The sequence below is a fragment of the Frigoribacterium sp. CFBP 8754 genome, assembly GCF_014841815.1.
In the GTDB taxonomy this organism is placed as follows: domain Bacteria; phylum Actinomycetota; class Actinomycetes; order Actinomycetales; family Microbacteriaceae; genus Frigoribacterium; species Frigoribacterium endophyticum.
In genome coordinates this window covers 23,754-38,550 of sequence record NZ_JACYUO010000009.1, presented here as the reverse complement: position 1 = coordinate 38,550, position 14,797 = coordinate 23,754, and the positions used below count along the sequence as shown (strand labels likewise).

Below are 14,797 nucleotides of genomic sequence, written 5' to 3'. Positions count from 1 at the left end.
GACAACGCACTCTAGTGACAGACCCGAGGCAATTTCGAAGGCATGCCCGGGACTGAACTGAAGAAAGCATTTTCGACTTGACGAACTGCGTGGAACGGGACTGTAGTCGCCACAACGAATGTAAGCCCCACGCGTGTGCGTAAAGATAGCCATGTTTATCAATGCATCACACGCTTGTGTATCAAATCAACGGTGCGACTACGGGATACTTACTCGCTGCACCAAGCGCTTGAAAACCTGCTCGTCTTGTACATCCGCAAACTCCATACAAGCCCGAAGAAGATTCTCAAGCTCATCCTTATCAGTCTTTAGATTGAAATAGTGACGCAAAACGGGAGCAATATCGTGGCCCCTAATCGTGGCAAGGGATGGTTCTGGCATCCGCTCAAGCGTCTCGGAGACCAGGGCACTTAGGCGATCAACTTCATCCTTGCCTGCATGTGTACTGGCCCGAATCAGTTCATTCACGTCTATAGCAGCGTTCCCATTCTTGTCAAAACACTTTTTTGCATAGTTGTCGACAAGGCCGTGACCGTCTGAATGTCTGTGAAGGACCCATCTCAGGACAAATAGGTGAAGCCAAATAGGAGCGAGGACTCTCAATACATCGTTGGCCTCGACCTTCTCGTCTACAAACTGATTAAGGAACTTAGAAAACGGTCTTTCCCGAAGCGCATAAGTCTCGAGAGCTGGAACGTCGGTTGCAAGGAGCTGGGGTGGAAACACCGCCTTTTCCACGATGTCAAAGTCAGAATCGATTATGCAGGTTAGGCCTTTGTTCGCCCCGCCCCAGGTATCCGCCTCGAATGCTAATGCAACAAGTCGTCCGCGAACATTATTTTCCGCATGGACTGGGCTTACTAGTTCCTCTGGGATAAGCGCCCGTGAGTCGAGTTCATAAACATGTATGTTTTCGCTGAGACCACTTTCACGAAGAAACCAGGAGTAAAAACGACGATCCGTCGCCCCTTCTACCATCACGTCTCGTAGGCGAGGATGAGTGCTGTAGAGAGTCCGCAATTCTTGCAGAGTCCGGCGCGTGCTGTTACGACTCATCGGTGAGTAGGACAAGGGAGTCAGGCGCACCGCTAATAATTTCAATGGAATGCGTCGCCACCAGGAACTGAACTTCAGTCCCGTCGGTGAGCTTCAAGAGTGCGTCAATAATCTTCCGCTGCCATTCGACACCGAGGCTTAGTTCAGGTTCGTCGATGATAAATAGCTGTGTCTGGTCTCTCGCGAGCAGAGTTGTGCATAGGAGCATCAACAACTGCCTCTCGCCTGATGAGAGTGAATCTACGGGGAGAAGATCACCGTCATCAGAAACAATCTCTATTCCTTCTCGCGGAGTGAAAGTGATTTGCTTCGAACTAAAGAACGCATTAATTGTGGGTATTAGCGTTGAGAGAACATTCTTGGCGTCCTCCAGGGCATCGTATCGGGCTTGGAGCCCAGACAGGTATGGAACAAGAACTTGGTTTGCAATCTGCGATCGCGAAGGATCAGTGATCTTGCTCAGAAGAGCCGCGAAAAGGTTTGCGTCAAAACGCGGTACAAGGCCGTAAAGCTCAAAGTCATGAGAGCGTTTGGCAATGACTTCTAGAAGTTTGCTGGGTGATTCATCCGCGGTTCCATCAGGCCCCGTAGGCGTCTCATCTTGATCGGCAAGTTGCCTTAGCAGTGACTCGTAGATGGAGTTGCTTCCAGCCGAACCTGCGTTCTGCCCGCCAAGTGTACTACTGCGCAAATATTCATTAACTCGACGGAGGGTGACTCGTAGCTCTTGGAAAACTAGCTTAGATAGAACGTCCGGTGTTGCTCTATCCAATTCACTATGACGCGAGACAATTGTGCGGGTGCGCTGGATGTCTTCATCGTCCGAATAAAGACTACGGTCATCCGCTAGGTATAACGGGTTGCGAATTTCTTGAACAAGAAAATCGAGGAATTCTCTCTCTGAGCGAGAGTTCAAGTGATCTTGTCTCTGCTCCTCCTCGTATTCCATCCAGTCGATGTTGAATGAGCCGTTCTCAAGTTCATGGGCTTGCAAGTTGCGCCTCGCACGGAGCAAGGCTCGGCTCGAGGCGAGACCTCGTGGGCCCTGAATGCTCAAGTCTTCGTTGGCCTCGAAAGAAACGACTACGTCCTCAACATCAGGGCGCACGAGCGTGATCGTGAATGTACCTACGAGTCCTTCGGCTTTTCGCACACAAATGGACTGATCGCCGCGGAGGCTAATCGTCAAAGCTTCGAAGGGTGTTCTAGATAGATAACTGCGGTGCCCGCTTTTCTCAGCTGAACTGAGTGTGTGCCACAAAAGGCGTAGAACCGTCGTCTTTCCTGAGCCATTGTCGCCGTGGAGGAGCACCAGGCGATCGCCGCTTCCGGGAAGGCGTGGGAAAGGCAACTTGTACGTGTGTCGACCAAAGAGTTTCTCGACTGTTACTTCAGTGATGAGGGGCTGCGCCGCATTTGTCTGAATCACCTGCTGAGCATGACATATACGAAGGGAGCGTGAGGCAAATCTTGCGGGTACTCAGTAGGCGGTCGTTCATCGGGACACCTCGGCGGACCTGCTTCGGCCGGCCAAGGCCAAGTGACACCTGGCCTGCGGATTCGCGTATGCCTGTCCCGCAAAAATGCCCGGTGAAGGGGGTCTAAACGCTACAGTCGCCTCATGCTCATCGGATACGCCCGCGTCTCAACGTCCGGACAGGACCTTGCAGCACAACGTGATGGTCTCGCAGCACTGGGTGTTGACGATCAACACGTGCATGTTGATCACGGCCTGTCGGGCACGACTCGAGCACGGCCCGGGCTCCGCGAGGCGCTGGCCGCGTGCCGTGCCGGCGACGTCCTTGTCGTCACGAAGCTCGACCGTCTTGCCCGCTCGCTGCGTGACGCGACCGATATTGCGGACGAGCTGACGAAGAAGGGTGTCGCGCTGAACCTCGGGGGAGCGGTCTACGACCCCACCGCCCCGGTAGGCAGGCTCCTCTTCAATGTGCTCGGCATGGTCGCCGAGTTCGAAGCCGACCTCATCCGCGCCCGAACCCGAGAGGGCATGGCGATCGCCAAAGCCGCCGGCAAGCTCCGCGGCCGCAAGCCCAAGCTCACCCCCTCCCAGGAGAAGCACCTCGTACAGCTGCACCGCACCGGCGCCCACACGACCAGCGAGATCGCGGAGCTGTTCAAGGTGGCCCGTTCGACGGTCTATCGAGCGATCCAAAGAGCCGAGCAGGCCTAGGTGGGACCCGGAAGAAAGGAGCCTCCCCGCCGAGAGCGCCTGAGGAACGGCCGCCGCCGTCCGGCGCCACCGCGGACACGCGCTGAACGAGACGAGTGGCGACGGGATCGCGCCAACAGTGGAGCTCCTGCCTCGTGGCCTCGACCGTCATTGTGGCTGTGGAGGTGGTTTGTCCGGCCCGTCCTGCGGTTTTTTTGCGCGTCCTGCGCTTCGTGTTCGACGGCCTGTAGGACCCAACACCGGTCCATTAGCCCAAGGCTTACCAGGGCTCAGCGAGGCCTGTTTTGAAGCAACGCAGGGTCAAACGCAGCATCTTCTGGAGCTGGCCGAGTTCCTGCGAGCTCCATCTGTTCAGCGCCTTCGAGCGGCTGTCATCGGTGAGGTACGGGAACTGTCGTTCGACCAGTTTGTCGTAGACGGCTTGCGCTGCCCTGGATCGAGACCGGGGGAGGTGCAGTGAGTGGCGGACATCGTCGGCCAAGTTGATGCAGGTGAGGGCCGCCTCCTCGTCGAGCTTGTTCACCTTGCGATCGAGGTAGTCCTTGACCCCACGCACGTCCACGATGCTGAGGGCCTCCGGCGGGCCGCTCGGCCAGGACTGTTGCTCCGCATGGCGACGTGCCGCGTCTTCAGTGGGGAAGGTCTCGACGAGCGTGGCTTGGGTTGCGACGGCATCTCGTGTTTCGTCGTCGACGTCCTGTCCCCACCAGATGAAGCGGGGGCGAGGGCCAAGATCGACCCGGACAGGCCGCCCGTCATCTATACGCATCTCCCTGGTCTACAGGTGTTGAGGCAACGCTGCCTAATGCTGCAGGGAGGTGTTTGCGCATCTCCGAGATGGAGAAGGAGTGCCTCGGCTTCCGCAGAGTGTCGTTGTCTCGATAGGTGATCCCCTTCCAGCCGAATGCCAGTGGCCAGTGGCCAGGGCCTAGCGGCCCCAGTGCCCAGACAGATGCGTTGCAAGGTCAGGGTCGGCGTCTCAAGCTGGTGAGCCACCACACGAACGATTCTGATTCTTCCTTCGGGGGCCTGGGGTTTGCTTCCCAGTCGAATGGCCGCAAGCCATTCTGTTCTCGTTCCTGGTCCACCTCTCGCTTGAACGCCTCGTTCCACGCGGCGTCTGCGATCAGGAAGTCGGCGTGGTCAAGGCTCCATGTCACGTCCAGCTCGTTCGTCAGGAGGTCGATCAGGCCGCCTCCGTCAGGTCTCTCTTCGTCGCTGCATCCTGAGACGAGAAGAAGTGACCCGTCGTCTCGGAGCAGCTCATCGTCCGGCAGTACCAGGTGATACCCAAATGGTGGATCGAACGGGGTGTCATCGCACGAAGCGATGACCCACTCGCCTGCGCGATCTCCACGTCCGATCCGTCCAGCAATACCGTCAGCCGGCCAGGACGCGAAGTCGGGCACGGCAGCGCTTCTGGAGAAGACTGGTTCGGGTGGGGAGGGCGTTATGGGGCGCCGCTTGCGGAAGATCACGGTTCATGATGCGTTATCCAGTCGGAGGGCCGCGAGGCAGGGGATAAAAACGTCCCGTTTGACCATCGATGGCCGGTGCGCTAGTTGCCCTCGTTGCTCCAGATGGGTCGAGCCTGGCGAGCTGCGACTGAGTAGGCGTGATCGTCGAACGTGTGCCGTGCCTCGGAGACGTCGAATTCGGGCCAGCTCAAGACGAGCTCGAGCCGGCCGTCCGGGGGGACGGGCCACAGCCACAGCCGAGCCGAGGTCGTGAAGTAGGAGTCGTCGCCCGACCCGCCCTGTTCGGTGAGGGTCAGCAGGGGGCCTGTCGGAGCCTGGGCGGGATTGTCGTGGAACGCGTCGCCGACGTCGGCGACGACTTTCGTCCCGTCGTCGAGGACGACGCCGAAACGGATGCTGCGAGCAGGGTCGACTGCCCCGTTGCCCCAGCGTCCGCCTCCGAATCTGTCCATGAGGGTGGACCAGTCTCGGCGGTTTTGGTGACGGTTGCGGAGCAACCACTGGATATCGATCTGTAGGCCTGTGGCGTGGACCGAGAGCCCGGTGACGGTGACGGCGATGTCGTCGGTCGTGGCCATGGCCGTGGATACGCCGATGCGACTCGGGAGCCAGTCGACCGGGGGCGCAGCCCACTCAGGAGCCATGTAGTGCTCTGACGAGTCGTCGTCGGGAGGCTCAACTTCGGGGAAGAACGTCATGAGTCACTTCATCATCTGCACCTGGTCTGCGCAACAGCGTTGGTGAGCTCGTGGATCTGGTCTCGCTTACGCCCGGTAGGAAATCGGGAGACGAGACGCATGGTCATGGTGCTGGGCAGGAGCACACTGAGATGGTGATCTACTACATCGCACCTCTAGTGGTCGGGGCATCGTTTGTGGGGCTTTGCCTTGTTCTGCGTAATGAGCAGCGGGCTCGCCGGCGCAAGTAGACCCACCGGGCGGTGCCGACAGTCGATGATTTAGCACCATTAGGGGTGCCTAGACCGTGTGGGGGCCACCCCAGGTGCGTGGCCAGTTGGCCGGGTGGATCTCGGTGCGCTGTTGCAGGCTGCTCGAAGACCACGGTGTCTGCCAAAGGTCGTCAAGGAACGCCTCGCGCTCTAGCCTCTTCGTGCGGTCGTCGTCGGCGGTGGGCAAGAGCCCCGCACGACCTAGGTCGACTACCGCGTCGACGGCATGCGCGAAGCTCGGGGCGATGGCTCGAGGCAGATCGGGCCAGCTGGCGTCGATCACGGTTCCTGATCGCTCGGGGACGGCATCGATCACGGCTTGGTACCACTGCTCGTGGGTGACGGGAATCCAGGCGACGCTCCATTGCCAGGGCTCGCCGTGAGACCGGAACCAGGTCACCTGCTCAGCGATCTGCTGCCCTGAGAGCAGCGGACCGCTGTCCAACGTCGGCCACCACCCGGTCTCGCTCGACTGCCCGTCATGCGCACGCAGGAACACGTCGAGTTCGTCGGGGAGCGGCGTCGGCTGCACGGCTGCTCGGAGCGCCTCTCGCGCGTCCTCGTCGGCAGGGCCTCGCAAGCCGTCCCAAAGGGCCGGTGCCAGGTGTGGCAGGTCCATGCGGAGGCGGCGCAGAACCTCGGTCATGTGCTGGCCACGATCATCCACGTCCCCATTGACCCAGAGTCCCGCTATGCGCGACAGCCCCTCTTGGAGGCATGACGAAAGGTACCGACGGCGCACGGTGTCGTCCCTCGTCCCACTAGGTGATTAGTCAGCAGGTAGTGCCTCGACCGCGAAGGATCGCCTAGGCGGCAGGTTCGACGCCGTCAAACGGGCTCAAGGTCTGGAACGTGCCTTGGTCGTTCTTGAACAGGTACAGCCGCAGCGGACCGGGTGTGTCGAGCTGGTCGCCTTCTGGGTAATAGTTCGGCCCACACGAGTCGGGCGTGGATATGACTCGGATCTCTGTACCTGTGCTCACGCCCCCCTTCTCCACCTCGGCCACGGAGACGTCGTAGGCAGTGGCATCGACGCCCAGCATCAAGTCCGTGCCGTTTGCGCGTACGGAGTCGCTGACCACCACGTCGGTCGCGGCCTCTTCCATGTCGGCACCCGAGACGTAGTCCGGCCATGACGCGCACGCGACTGGGCCCGGGGTGGCACATGCCGAGAGCCCTGCCGTAACGACTAGGGCCGTCACGAACGGCAACACGCATCGACTCACGTGCACTCCGGGCTTCTCGCGCATTCCTGGAGTGTCGCGCATCCCGCGCGTCCTGACGAGTGTCCGATGAGGGATCGGTCATGGGGCGGTCACTGTGTAGGGCAGTGGGACACTTCTGCCATGCCTCGTTTGTCGCTCCCGGTTCTCCTCGATGGAGCGCGTTTTCGGGGCTTGTGCATGGCGGTCGCGGGGGGCATTAGCGACGAGGTGTCGGGGACCGTCGGGGACATTGCATTCGAGGTTGCTGACGCATCTGCCTTGCCCGGCACGTTCTCCATCCCTCCTCGGGATCTCAAGCGATTAGTCCGAGCTCTCGAGACGCTTCCTCTTGACGATGTCCGGTCGTGGAGCGACCCGCTCCTGTTCTTCCGTGCGCTGACGGCCTCAGTCGACGCGGCTATGCCATGGCAGGCGCCCTACGTCAGCGATGCCCTGACCGCGGATGCCTCGATCCGCGAGGCCTTGGTGCCTGTGGCGGCGGCGATCTCGGCCGCACCGGGCACGGCGTGGTGGGCCAGCGATGTCGATATGACCAATCAGTGGGTCACAACTCCTGTCAGAGAGGGTCGGGTCGTCCCGAACAGCAGCCCGGGCCCGATGACCCGGGTCCTTGATGAATGGTCCGTGAATCACGACAGGGAGAACGTCGACCTGAAGAGGCCGAGGGACCGCGCGTCACGCACGATAAGTGGTTCCTGGTGGTCGACGCCGCACACATATGGACAAGCTCAGGGTGAATGGGCGCGACCACCATCGTCGACCCGTCGCATCGGTGACCTCGGGGCTGTGAGCCTCAGGCTCATCGAGGACGGTTTTGGAGACGGCGAAGCTTTCCTGCACAGGCTGACCATGTCTCCGCATCTACGTGTGGTCGAGATCCACAGCATCCAGGACTGGGCTGCCCTCGTGGCGCGCTACCCGAGGGATGCCCGGTGGGCGCGCCGCGGGACCTGGTGGGGATCGACGGGCCGTGATGAGCAGTGGTTCATCCCCGACTACCGAGAGGTTGCGCGCGATTTCGACGGCATCCACGTCTCAGTCCAGGGCTACCTCGCTGTGGCCGGAGAGGTGGTCGAGGTCCCAGGCGGTGCGACCGTGCTGGCGGGGTGGTCACCCGACGAAACCTTCTGGCTCACCGATGACGTTGCGATCGACGGTGACACCGAGAAGTGGCGGTTCGACGACGATGACAACGTCAGCGGATGGAGACGCATCCAGCACTGAAGGCATGGGTCGCATGTCCCGACAGTGGGTCGGCTATCGCTTCACGATGAGGAGGAAGTGGTTGCTTCTCTCATCGACGAGCTCACCTGTCCAGGGTGATTCGAGGTGTCCGTCGTCGTTGTCGTCGCAGCCGCGCAGAGCTGCCCCGCTGGGCAGTCGGAGGATCGGCGTCGTCACACCGTCGTCGGCGAGGACGAGAATGTCGACGACCCGCCCGCGGACGCGGGTTTCAGGGCGGGAATCATGGTGGGTCTCGATCATCCGCACCTGTCCGTAGGCGTCTTGGATTCGGCTGCAACCCAGGTCGATCACGTCGTTGCGCTCGATCGCTTCACCGCAACAGACGTGCTCCCAGTCGCCAATCTCAACCGTAACGTTCAAGGGTGCTCCTCGGTGGACTTGCGCTTGTTAGTCACTGGTACTTCGGCCGGTTCTGACCATGGGTCGTCATCCCCATCCGCTGTACCAACCTTCGGGGCCGGCTGCCTCCGTGAGGCGCTCGTGTTCTCGGGCGTCGATGAGCCGCCAGCCGTAGGGGGCCGCTTGCACGTAGCTGTCACCGTCGCGTTCCATGCGAGCGCGCCCTTCCGTCAGGCCGCTCGTGAAGACTTCCTCGTCGATCCAGAGGAGTAGTTGACCGACCCAGTCGTCGGCGTTCGTTGGTGTGGCGTAGAGCCAGAACTGAGGTGCGCCGCTGGAGGGGAGCTGGATCATCAAGCGGGCTGAGTGCCCGTCTCGTTGCCGCAACTCGACGTCGGCGTTTCCCGTCTCAACGCGAAGATCATCGATCTCGTAGTCGAGGTAGGTCAGCGCGGGGCCAGTTGACCGGTATTGCCGCAAGACCTTCCGCAGAGCGACCTCGATCTCGTGATCTTTCAGCACGCCGACATCATGGCAGGGTCAGATCCCATTCCACTTGTCACGACGCGGTGTCCTGACAGCAGCCGCACCGGACCCGCCTGATAGGCGATCGTCCTGCGGTCGCAGATGCTTTGAGGTCGAGGAGGGGCGTTACGCTCGCGTCAAGGGGGAACAGTGAGAGGGAAACGAACAGGTCCGCTCCTGTTGGTGCTGGGTTTGGCTCTGACGGGCTGCGCGTCTGAGGTGGTTGATCCCTCGCTGGCCGAGCATGTACGGCCAGAGGCAACAGAACTAGCGGACGACGCCTTGGCGTGGCCCGGTTCGGTATCGGCTCCCCGCATCACCATTGCGCGAGAAGACACCTGCACGTTCGCCGATGACCCGTCTGGCCTGTTCGACGACGCGAGTGGTACCCGTTGCCTGCAACAGGGCCGAGCTGTCTATGCCCTCCTCGACGCCGTCACTTCTGAGCAGGCGCTCGAGCAAGCTGCTGTCGCCCTCAAAGACTCGGATATCTCTCCGGTGGACCCGTTCGCAGACTCAGAAGATCTCCCTTTGCTTGCCGATCCTGCCTTCGGCGTTCTCACAGCACATCCCGCGTCCAGAGCTCACGGAACGGACGAGACGACCCTTGTCGTCGCGACAGTTGACGCTTTCTTAGACCGCGCGTACTTCCACCCAACAGACGTCGTCGTTTCGTCTACGGCTGGGTTGGAAGGAGACGAACTAGCAACGGCGATAAGTGCCACGGGGGCCGCGTACGTGCTGGGGATCGAGTACAACCGTGAATACTTCGACAGCAGATCCGTCGGTGTGAACAAGGCGCCTCGCAACGATCAGCCTCCCTGCTTCGGCACGAGCGGCTACTGCCCCGGCGGGTAAGGCCCGTCGTGTCAGGTGAGTGGGGCCCGTTGGTCACTCGGCTCGGTGCTCACTCACTGGGCGCCTTCTTGGGGCAGACCTCGGCAATGCCTTTCACGCTTACGGATGGATGACCCTGACTCTGCGCCGACGACGCCTGCTCTGAGGGTGCCCGCTAGGGGATCCCTCACCGAGAGCGCTTCCGGACCGACCTATCGAGACATTCCGGGTCCTGCAACCACGGGGGAGTGGTTGGCGCGCCCGAGCGTCCGGCGATCGATCGACTATCGAGACACCGAGGATTGCTCGTACGGTAGACAGATGAGTCCCAAATCCGCCGCCCCCAGCCCCTACCCGAGCTTCGCCTCCATTGGAATAGGTTCAGAGGTTCATCTCCGCCTGATTGGACAGGACGAGACGGTCAAGCCCGAGTACATCAACGCCAAGTTGATTTCCGAACCATCGCCAATTGGTCCGAACAAGGAGTTCAGCGCGACGTTCCAGACTTCCAGTGGCCACGTGACGGTGTCCGAGGTTCAGTACCGGGCCTGGACCCGATATGGCAAGAACTGGTCCTAGGCGCTCTGCGGCTGCGCCCCGGTGGCCGATCGCCCATCGGGCGCCGGTCAACGCTTCGAGGATGATGCGAGCTCGCACAGTCGCTCTGTCAGAGGTGAGGCCCGCGTCGGTCATTTGACTGCTGATCGTCTTCCCGTAGCTCCAGCGATCAACGGCCCTTAACGCCGCAAAGCCCCTAGAAACTAGGGGCTTTGCTGCTCTGTTCCGTGTCGACCAGCCGGTCAAGATTTCGTCGACACACACCCGGAGGCGCTATGGACACTCTAGGCGCCGCTCCGCCTTTTGGGGGGCGTGCCCCCCAGAGCGTCTAAACCCGTTAACCGTCTTTTCGCGGCCGACGGCCCTAAATCGGAAATCCGACTTATTTGACGTTTGGGCGTGTCGCGGCCCTCGGTCGACACGCCGCGACACGCCAGTAACCCCGAACGGGGGGTGTGGATTCGAGAGTGTCGGTAGTGGGGATGAAAGTGTGGAGAACGGCCCCCAGCCGGGGAAAAACCGCCCGGTCCTGTGCACAACGTGTGCGGCTCCCTGTGGAGAACTCGGTTTGAGAACTACAAGCGTGTAACACCACATCTAGTTCCAGAACCGGACCCTCGTCGCTACATGTAGCCTGGTGGGTGTTCCCGACGAAATATCGCCGGGGTCTGTTCCGAGGGCCAGTCGCTTCAGCCGGTCAACCTGATTTCGAGCGGCCCTCACACCTCACATTGGAGAACTACGCCATGAACCCCATCGACCCCGCGGCGTCGCGAGACCCCGCTCAGAACGTCGGCGGATTCGCAACCATGCGTCTGCTGACTGGCCTTCTGCGAGAAGTCCGACTGCTCATCCCGATGCTCGCGGCCGCGATAGTGACCCTCTGGGAGCACTTCGGGCACTAGCTCGATCCGCCCTCGCTGGCCGTCTCCTCATCGAGGAGACGGCCAGCTGTGTCGGTGGCCGCTCGTAGCGTCTGCCGGCATGGGAGTTCGAGGGTCAGGCGAGGCGGCGGCGAAGGCCCTCCGCCGGCCGATTCCGACGCACCCGTTTGCGGTGCCGCCGACTCCTGGCACATTCGGTGTCTGGCAGGTCCGCCGGGTCCGCTCTGCACCCGTCGGGTACGTGCTCTCGCGACACGACCTCGGCAGCATCGTCTACCACTGCTACGCGCACGGCCGAGATGACGCCGGCGGCCGGCCCTGGCTCCGCCGGGCCGACAGCCTCAACAGCGCCGTGGCGTGGATGATCCAGCACGAAGGGGAGCTGTCGGCCCTAACCAGGCGCCTGCATCCCGAGCCCGACGAGTGGCCCTCATGACGACGGGGAGCGCCGAGACATGAGCTGGTTCGTCAGGCACCGCCCCGAGGGCGACACAAGCGCCAAGGCCGTGGCCGTAGAGGTCACCGCGCCGACGCCGGCCGACGCGATCGACCAGGTACGCGCCACGCTCCTAGAAGGTCACATCGTGACCGCTGTCGCCCCGTACTAGCGCGAATCGACCGCCCCAGAGGCGTGGGTAACTTGTCGCGCCCCCGGCACCTGTCCACGGTCGCCGGCAGCCGGCACGACCACCCCAAGTCGCTGCGCTCCAGGTCGCTGCGCTCCCCAGGGAAGCCGCTCCGCGGCCCTCTTCCCTGAGCCCTTCGGGCTTTTCGGCCGTGGCGCTTGCGCAGGATACGGGTCGGGGTTCCGGCGTCAAGCCGTCGTCCGGATTGGCGAAAAAACTGGCTCCCCCGCTGCGCTCCTCCGCAACTTTTTCGGCCAATCCCTCCTTGGGGCGTGACCCCGGAACCCACTCCCCAGGCGGTGATGAATCACCGCCACGGCAAAAAAACGTGGGGGAGAGAGGAACACAGAACATGAGCCAGCAGATCACCACCGTCACGACGTTGGTCCCCGTGGTCACCGAGGAGGCGCTTAACCGCCAGCTGCGGAAGCTGGGGGAGCGCGACAGCGACCTCGCCCAGTACGCAAGCAACGGTTGGGCCCTCGTCCACACCCACGCGATCGCAGGCGTCGACTACACGACCTTCGTCGACACCCTCACCCGCAGCGAGTGACAGGACGGGAGTGACCTATTCGAACTAGGTCCCTCCCGCTCCCTCATCATCTCGGATCGACCGCAGGAGCAGAACCCCATGACCACCGCCCCCACCACGCTCTACGTCACCAACGCCTGCCGGTTCTGTGGCGCCGCCAGCACCGTCGAGCTCACCGCGGCCGAGGTCGCCGCGTGGCTCACCGGCGCCCCGATCCAGGACGCCATGCCCGACCGCCCCGCCCCGAGCCGCGAGCTCGTACGCAACGGCACCCACCCCGAGTGCTGGACGGCCATGTTCGGCTCGGCCGAGTGACAATGACCCAAGGGGGAACCGCCATGATCACCGTCTACAGCAAGCCCAGCTGCGTGCAGTGCACCGCCACCTACCGCAGCCTCGACGCCCGTGGCCTCGAATACCGGGTCGTCGACGTCACCACCAACGACAACGCGCTCGAGTACGTGAAAGGCGAGCTCGGCTACCTCGGCGCTCCCGTGGTCTTCGTCTCGGAGCATGACCACTGGACCGGGTTCCGCCCTGACCACATCGACCGCGTCGCCCGAGGCGGCGCCACCGACAACGAAGGAGTCACCCCATGAGCGACACCACCAACCCCCAGCCCGCAGCCGAGAGCGCCGGACCCGTTCGCGATGAGCACGGGCGGTTCATCTACGACGCCACCTACGACCCCGCGGACGGCGACAAGTACGACGACGACACCCACCTGCAGGGCCTAGGCAACAACGACTAGCCAGGGGGTCCGATGGATTACGACACCTGGGCCGAGGAGGAGGTGCCCCCGCCCCTCACTGACGACGACGCACCCGCACCTCTCGATGAGCCCGAGGAAGAGGTCTATCCCTGGGAGCTGACCGACGTCGAACGCCGCATCTACGAAGCAGGCTTCATGGCCGGCTACGCCTCCCGCGACGCCGAAGTCGCCCAGCTCAACCACGAAGCCGACCGCCTCTACGACAAAGCCTTCAACCAGTCCGGACGCAGCCGCCGGCAGACGTAGGCCTGGAAAACCACCCCCGCGGGCAACGCGCTTGCCATAGCTGTCCACAAGTAATCCGGGGTGGGATTTACGGTGATTTCGACTAGGCTGCCGGTGTGAGTCTTCTAACCCCCGGTCTCCCGGCCTACGAAACGGCGATGCGCTCCAGCACCGCGGAACTGGTGACGGCGCTGCGCGAACTTCTCGGGGCGAAGCTCGTGGCCTATGTCGGATCCGTGGGGGAGACCCGGGCTGTTCGGCAGTGGGCGGAAGGGCAACGGCACCCCTCGGCGGCTGTGGAGCGCCGGCTTCGCCTGACGTTCCAGGTCGCCGGTCTTCTCGCCGAGCGAGACGATGCCCGGGTCATTCAGTCCTGGTTCCAGGGGATGAACCCGCAGCTGGAGGATGACTCCCCAGCAAGGATGCTCCGCGACGAGGACCTCGACACCGCTGGACCTCGCGTCCTGGCTGCAGCCCGGTCCTTTGCCGCCGTCGGCTAGTGGACTCCCATCCGAGCCTGTCGACACTTCCTGCGCCGGCGGTGCTGTGGCGGGTCGGCTACGCCCCCACCCCCTGGAACTGGACTGACTGGGCGTACGCCGACCACGGCCGCTTCACCGGCCGCTGGGATTCCCCCGACGGCTCCTACCGAACCTTGTACGCCGGCACCACCTTGCGGGCATGCCTCGTCGAGGTCCTCGCACCCTTCCGGCCATCGCCCGCGGTTGCGGCGGGCCTCGACGCCATCGAGGAGGACGAAGCCGACCGGGCGCTGCACCCCACGGCCGAGGCTGGCCTCATCTCGGAAAGCTGGTTCTCTCGGCGACGCGTCGCCACGGCCACGGCCGACGGCATATTCTGCGACGTCCTGGCCTCGCACAGCATCGCCGCCCTCTGGCCGAGCTTCCACGTCCTCAGCCGCGACCAGTTCCACCTGCCCGACTTCGACGCCTCAACGCTGATGATGAGCGCGCCCCGGCAGCTCACCCAGCAGGTCGGACGCCACATCTACAGCCATACCCCGACCCTCGACGGGATCCGCTTTTTGTCCCGACACGGCGTCGACTACGAACTTTGGGCACTGTTCGAACGCTCCGGAGACGGCGAAACGAGCGGCCGGCTCCGTGACCTCACGGACGACCCTGTCAAGGCGTACGGGGACGACGTCGACGCCATTTGCGAGCTCTTCGGCCTCCACCGCGACTAACTCCATCGCTGTGCCCGAGGGCCGGCGCCGCGGTTTCTGGTCTGGCCGTGGCCAGACATATGGTCGGTTATCGGCGAACCAGGGCCGGTGTCGGCCAGCGAGTTCGTAGGTAAACAGAAGGTCGACCACCAAGATGCACTTAGAGAG

Annotated in this window: 20 protein-coding genes; 11 read left to right on the top strand and 9 right to left on the bottom strand. The window is 62.5% G+C overall.

The window, feature by feature from the left end; translation table 11 throughout:
- Nucleotides 1–198 precede the first annotated feature (198 nt).
- Both IFT72_RS15095 and IFT72_RS15090 read right to left on the bottom strand, forming a co-directional pair.
- Nucleotides 199–981 carry a hypothetical protein gene (locus IFT72_RS15095; protein ID WP_192046948.1) on the bottom strand — a complete coding sequence of 261 codons (783 nt, stop codon included), beginning with the start codon at nt 979–981 and terminating at the stop codon, nt 199–201.
- A gap of 64 nt (nt 982–1,045) precedes the next feature.
- The gene (locus IFT72_RS15090; RefSeq protein ID WP_192046947.1) at nt 1,046–2,485 is read right to left on the bottom strand and encodes an AAA family ATPase; all 1,440 of its coding nucleotides are present in this window, start codon (nt 2,483–2,485) and stop codon (nt 1,046–1,048) included.
- Between the two features lie 192 nt (nt 2,486–2,677).
- Here IFT72_RS15090 and IFT72_RS15085 point away from each other — a divergent pair, with 192 nt between their 5' ends.
- Nucleotides 2,678–3,247 carry a recombinase family protein gene (locus IFT72_RS15085; RefSeq protein ID WP_192046946.1) on the top strand — a complete coding sequence of 190 codons (570 nt, stop codon included), beginning with the start codon at nt 2,678–2,680 and terminating at the stop codon, nt 3,245–3,247.
- Nucleotides 3,248–3,506: 259 nt separating this feature from the next.
- On the opposite strand, the gene IFT72_RS15080 is transcribed toward IFT72_RS15085, so the two are convergent.
- The 5 genes from IFT72_RS15080 to IFT72_RS15060 all read right to left on the bottom strand — a co-directional run bounded on the left by IFT72_RS15080 (nt 3,507) and on the right by IFT72_RS15060 (nt 6,780).
- A complete protein-coding gene (locus tag IFT72_RS15080) occupies nt 3,507–4,016 on the bottom strand; it encodes a hypothetical protein (RefSeq protein WP_192046945.1) in 510 nt (169 codons plus the stop codon).
- A gap of 196 nt (nt 4,017–4,212) precedes the next feature.
- Entirely contained in the window at nt 4,213–4,656 is a 444-nt protein-coding gene (locus tag IFT72_RS15075) for a hypothetical protein (protein ID WP_192046944.1), read from the bottom strand.
- Between the two features lie 149 nt (nt 4,657–4,805).
- Complete coding sequence (locus IFT72_RS15070) at nt 4,806–5,423, bottom strand: hypothetical protein (RefSeq protein WP_192046943.1); 618 nt, start codon at nt 5,421–5,423, stop codon at nt 4,806–4,808.
- A gap of 279 nt (nt 5,424–5,702) precedes the next feature.
- The gene (locus tag IFT72_RS15065; protein ID WP_192046942.1) at nt 5,703–6,320 is read right to left on the bottom strand and encodes an SMI1/KNR4 family protein; all 618 of its coding nucleotides are present in this window, start codon (nt 6,318–6,320) and stop codon (nt 5,703–5,705) included.
- A 160-nt stretch (nt 6,321–6,480) separates the two neighbouring features.
- The gene (locus IFT72_RS15060; RefSeq protein ID WP_192046941.1) at nt 6,481–6,780 is read right to left on the bottom strand and encodes a hypothetical protein; all 300 of its coding nucleotides are present in this window, start codon (nt 6,778–6,780) and stop codon (nt 6,481–6,483) included.
- A gap of 297 nt (nt 6,781–7,077) precedes the next feature.
- Here IFT72_RS15060 and IFT72_RS15055 point away from each other — a divergent pair, with 297 nt between their 5' ends.
- Nucleotides 7,078–8,124, top strand: coding sequence for a hypothetical protein (locus IFT72_RS15055; protein WP_192046940.1), 1,047 nt, complete (start codon nt 7,078–7,080; stop codon nt 8,122–8,124).
- Between the two features lie 33 nt (nt 8,125–8,157).
- Here IFT72_RS15055 and IFT72_RS15050 read toward each other — a convergent pair whose 3' ends face one another.
- Complete coding sequence (locus IFT72_RS15050) at nt 8,158–8,505, bottom strand: hypothetical protein (RefSeq protein ID WP_192046939.1); 348 nt, start codon at nt 8,503–8,505, stop codon at nt 8,158–8,160.
- Between the two features lie 66 nt (nt 8,506–8,571).
- A complete protein-coding gene (locus IFT72_RS15045) occupies nt 8,572–9,006 on the bottom strand; it encodes a hypothetical protein (protein WP_192046938.1) in 435 nt (144 codons plus the stop codon).
- Nucleotides 9,007–10,167: 1,161 nt separating this feature from the next.
- Between IFT72_RS15045 and IFT72_RS15040 the strand changes: the two genes are divergently transcribed.
- The 9 genes from IFT72_RS15040 (at nt 10,168) to IFT72_RS15005 (ending at nt 14,650) form a co-directional block, all read left to right on the top strand.
- Nucleotides 10,168–10,425 carry a hypothetical protein gene (locus IFT72_RS15040; protein WP_192046937.1) on the top strand — a complete coding sequence of 86 codons (258 nt, stop codon included), beginning with the start codon at nt 10,168–10,170 and terminating at the stop codon, nt 10,423–10,425.
- A 1,318-nt stretch (nt 10,426–11,743) separates the two neighbouring features.
- Nucleotides 11,744–11,896 (top strand): hypothetical protein, encoded by a 153-nt coding sequence (locus tag IFT72_RS15725; RefSeq protein ID WP_206758290.1) that lies wholly within the window; start codon nt 11,744–11,746, stop codon nt 11,894–11,896.
- Between the two features lie 370 nt (nt 11,897–12,266).
- Entirely contained in the window at nt 12,267–12,467 is a 201-nt protein-coding gene (locus tag IFT72_RS15035; protein ID WP_192046936.1) for a hypothetical protein, read from the top strand.
- A gap of 78 nt (nt 12,468–12,545) precedes the next feature.
- The gene (locus tag IFT72_RS15030) at nt 12,546–12,761 is read left to right on the top strand and encodes a hypothetical protein (RefSeq protein ID WP_192046935.1); all 216 of its coding nucleotides are present in this window, start codon (nt 12,546–12,548) and stop codon (nt 12,759–12,761) included.
- 23 nt (nt 12,762–12,784) lie between these two features.
- Nucleotides 12,785–13,045 (top strand): glutaredoxin-like protein NrdH, encoded by a 261-nt coding sequence (nrdH, locus tag IFT72_RS15025; RefSeq protein ID WP_192046934.1) that lies wholly within the window; start codon nt 12,785–12,787, stop codon nt 13,043–13,045.
- Nucleotides 13,042–13,197 (top strand): hypothetical protein, encoded by a 156-nt coding sequence (locus IFT72_RS15020; RefSeq protein WP_192046933.1) that lies wholly within the window; start codon nt 13,042–13,044, stop codon nt 13,195–13,197. Before nrdH ends, IFT72_RS15020 begins: the two co-directional genes overlap by 4 nt.
- 12 nt (nt 13,198–13,209) lie before the next feature.
- Nucleotides 13,210–13,464: a hypothetical protein gene (locus tag IFT72_RS15015; protein ID WP_192046932.1), complete on the top strand. Its 255-nt coding sequence runs from the start codon at nt 13,210–13,212 to the stop codon at nt 13,462–13,464.
- A gap of 137 nt (nt 13,465–13,601) precedes the next feature.
- Nucleotides 13,602–13,943, top strand: a complete 342-nt coding sequence (locus IFT72_RS15010) for a hypothetical protein (protein WP_192046931.1) — start codon at nt 13,602–13,604, stop codon at nt 13,941–13,943.
- The gene (locus IFT72_RS15005) at nt 13,943–14,650 is read left to right on the top strand and encodes an RES family NAD+ phosphorylase (RefSeq protein ID WP_192046930.1); all 708 of its coding nucleotides are present in this window, start codon (nt 13,943–13,945) and stop codon (nt 14,648–14,650) included. Before IFT72_RS15010 ends, IFT72_RS15005 begins: the two co-directional genes overlap by 1 nt.
- Nucleotides 14,651–14,797 lie beyond the last annotated feature (147 nt).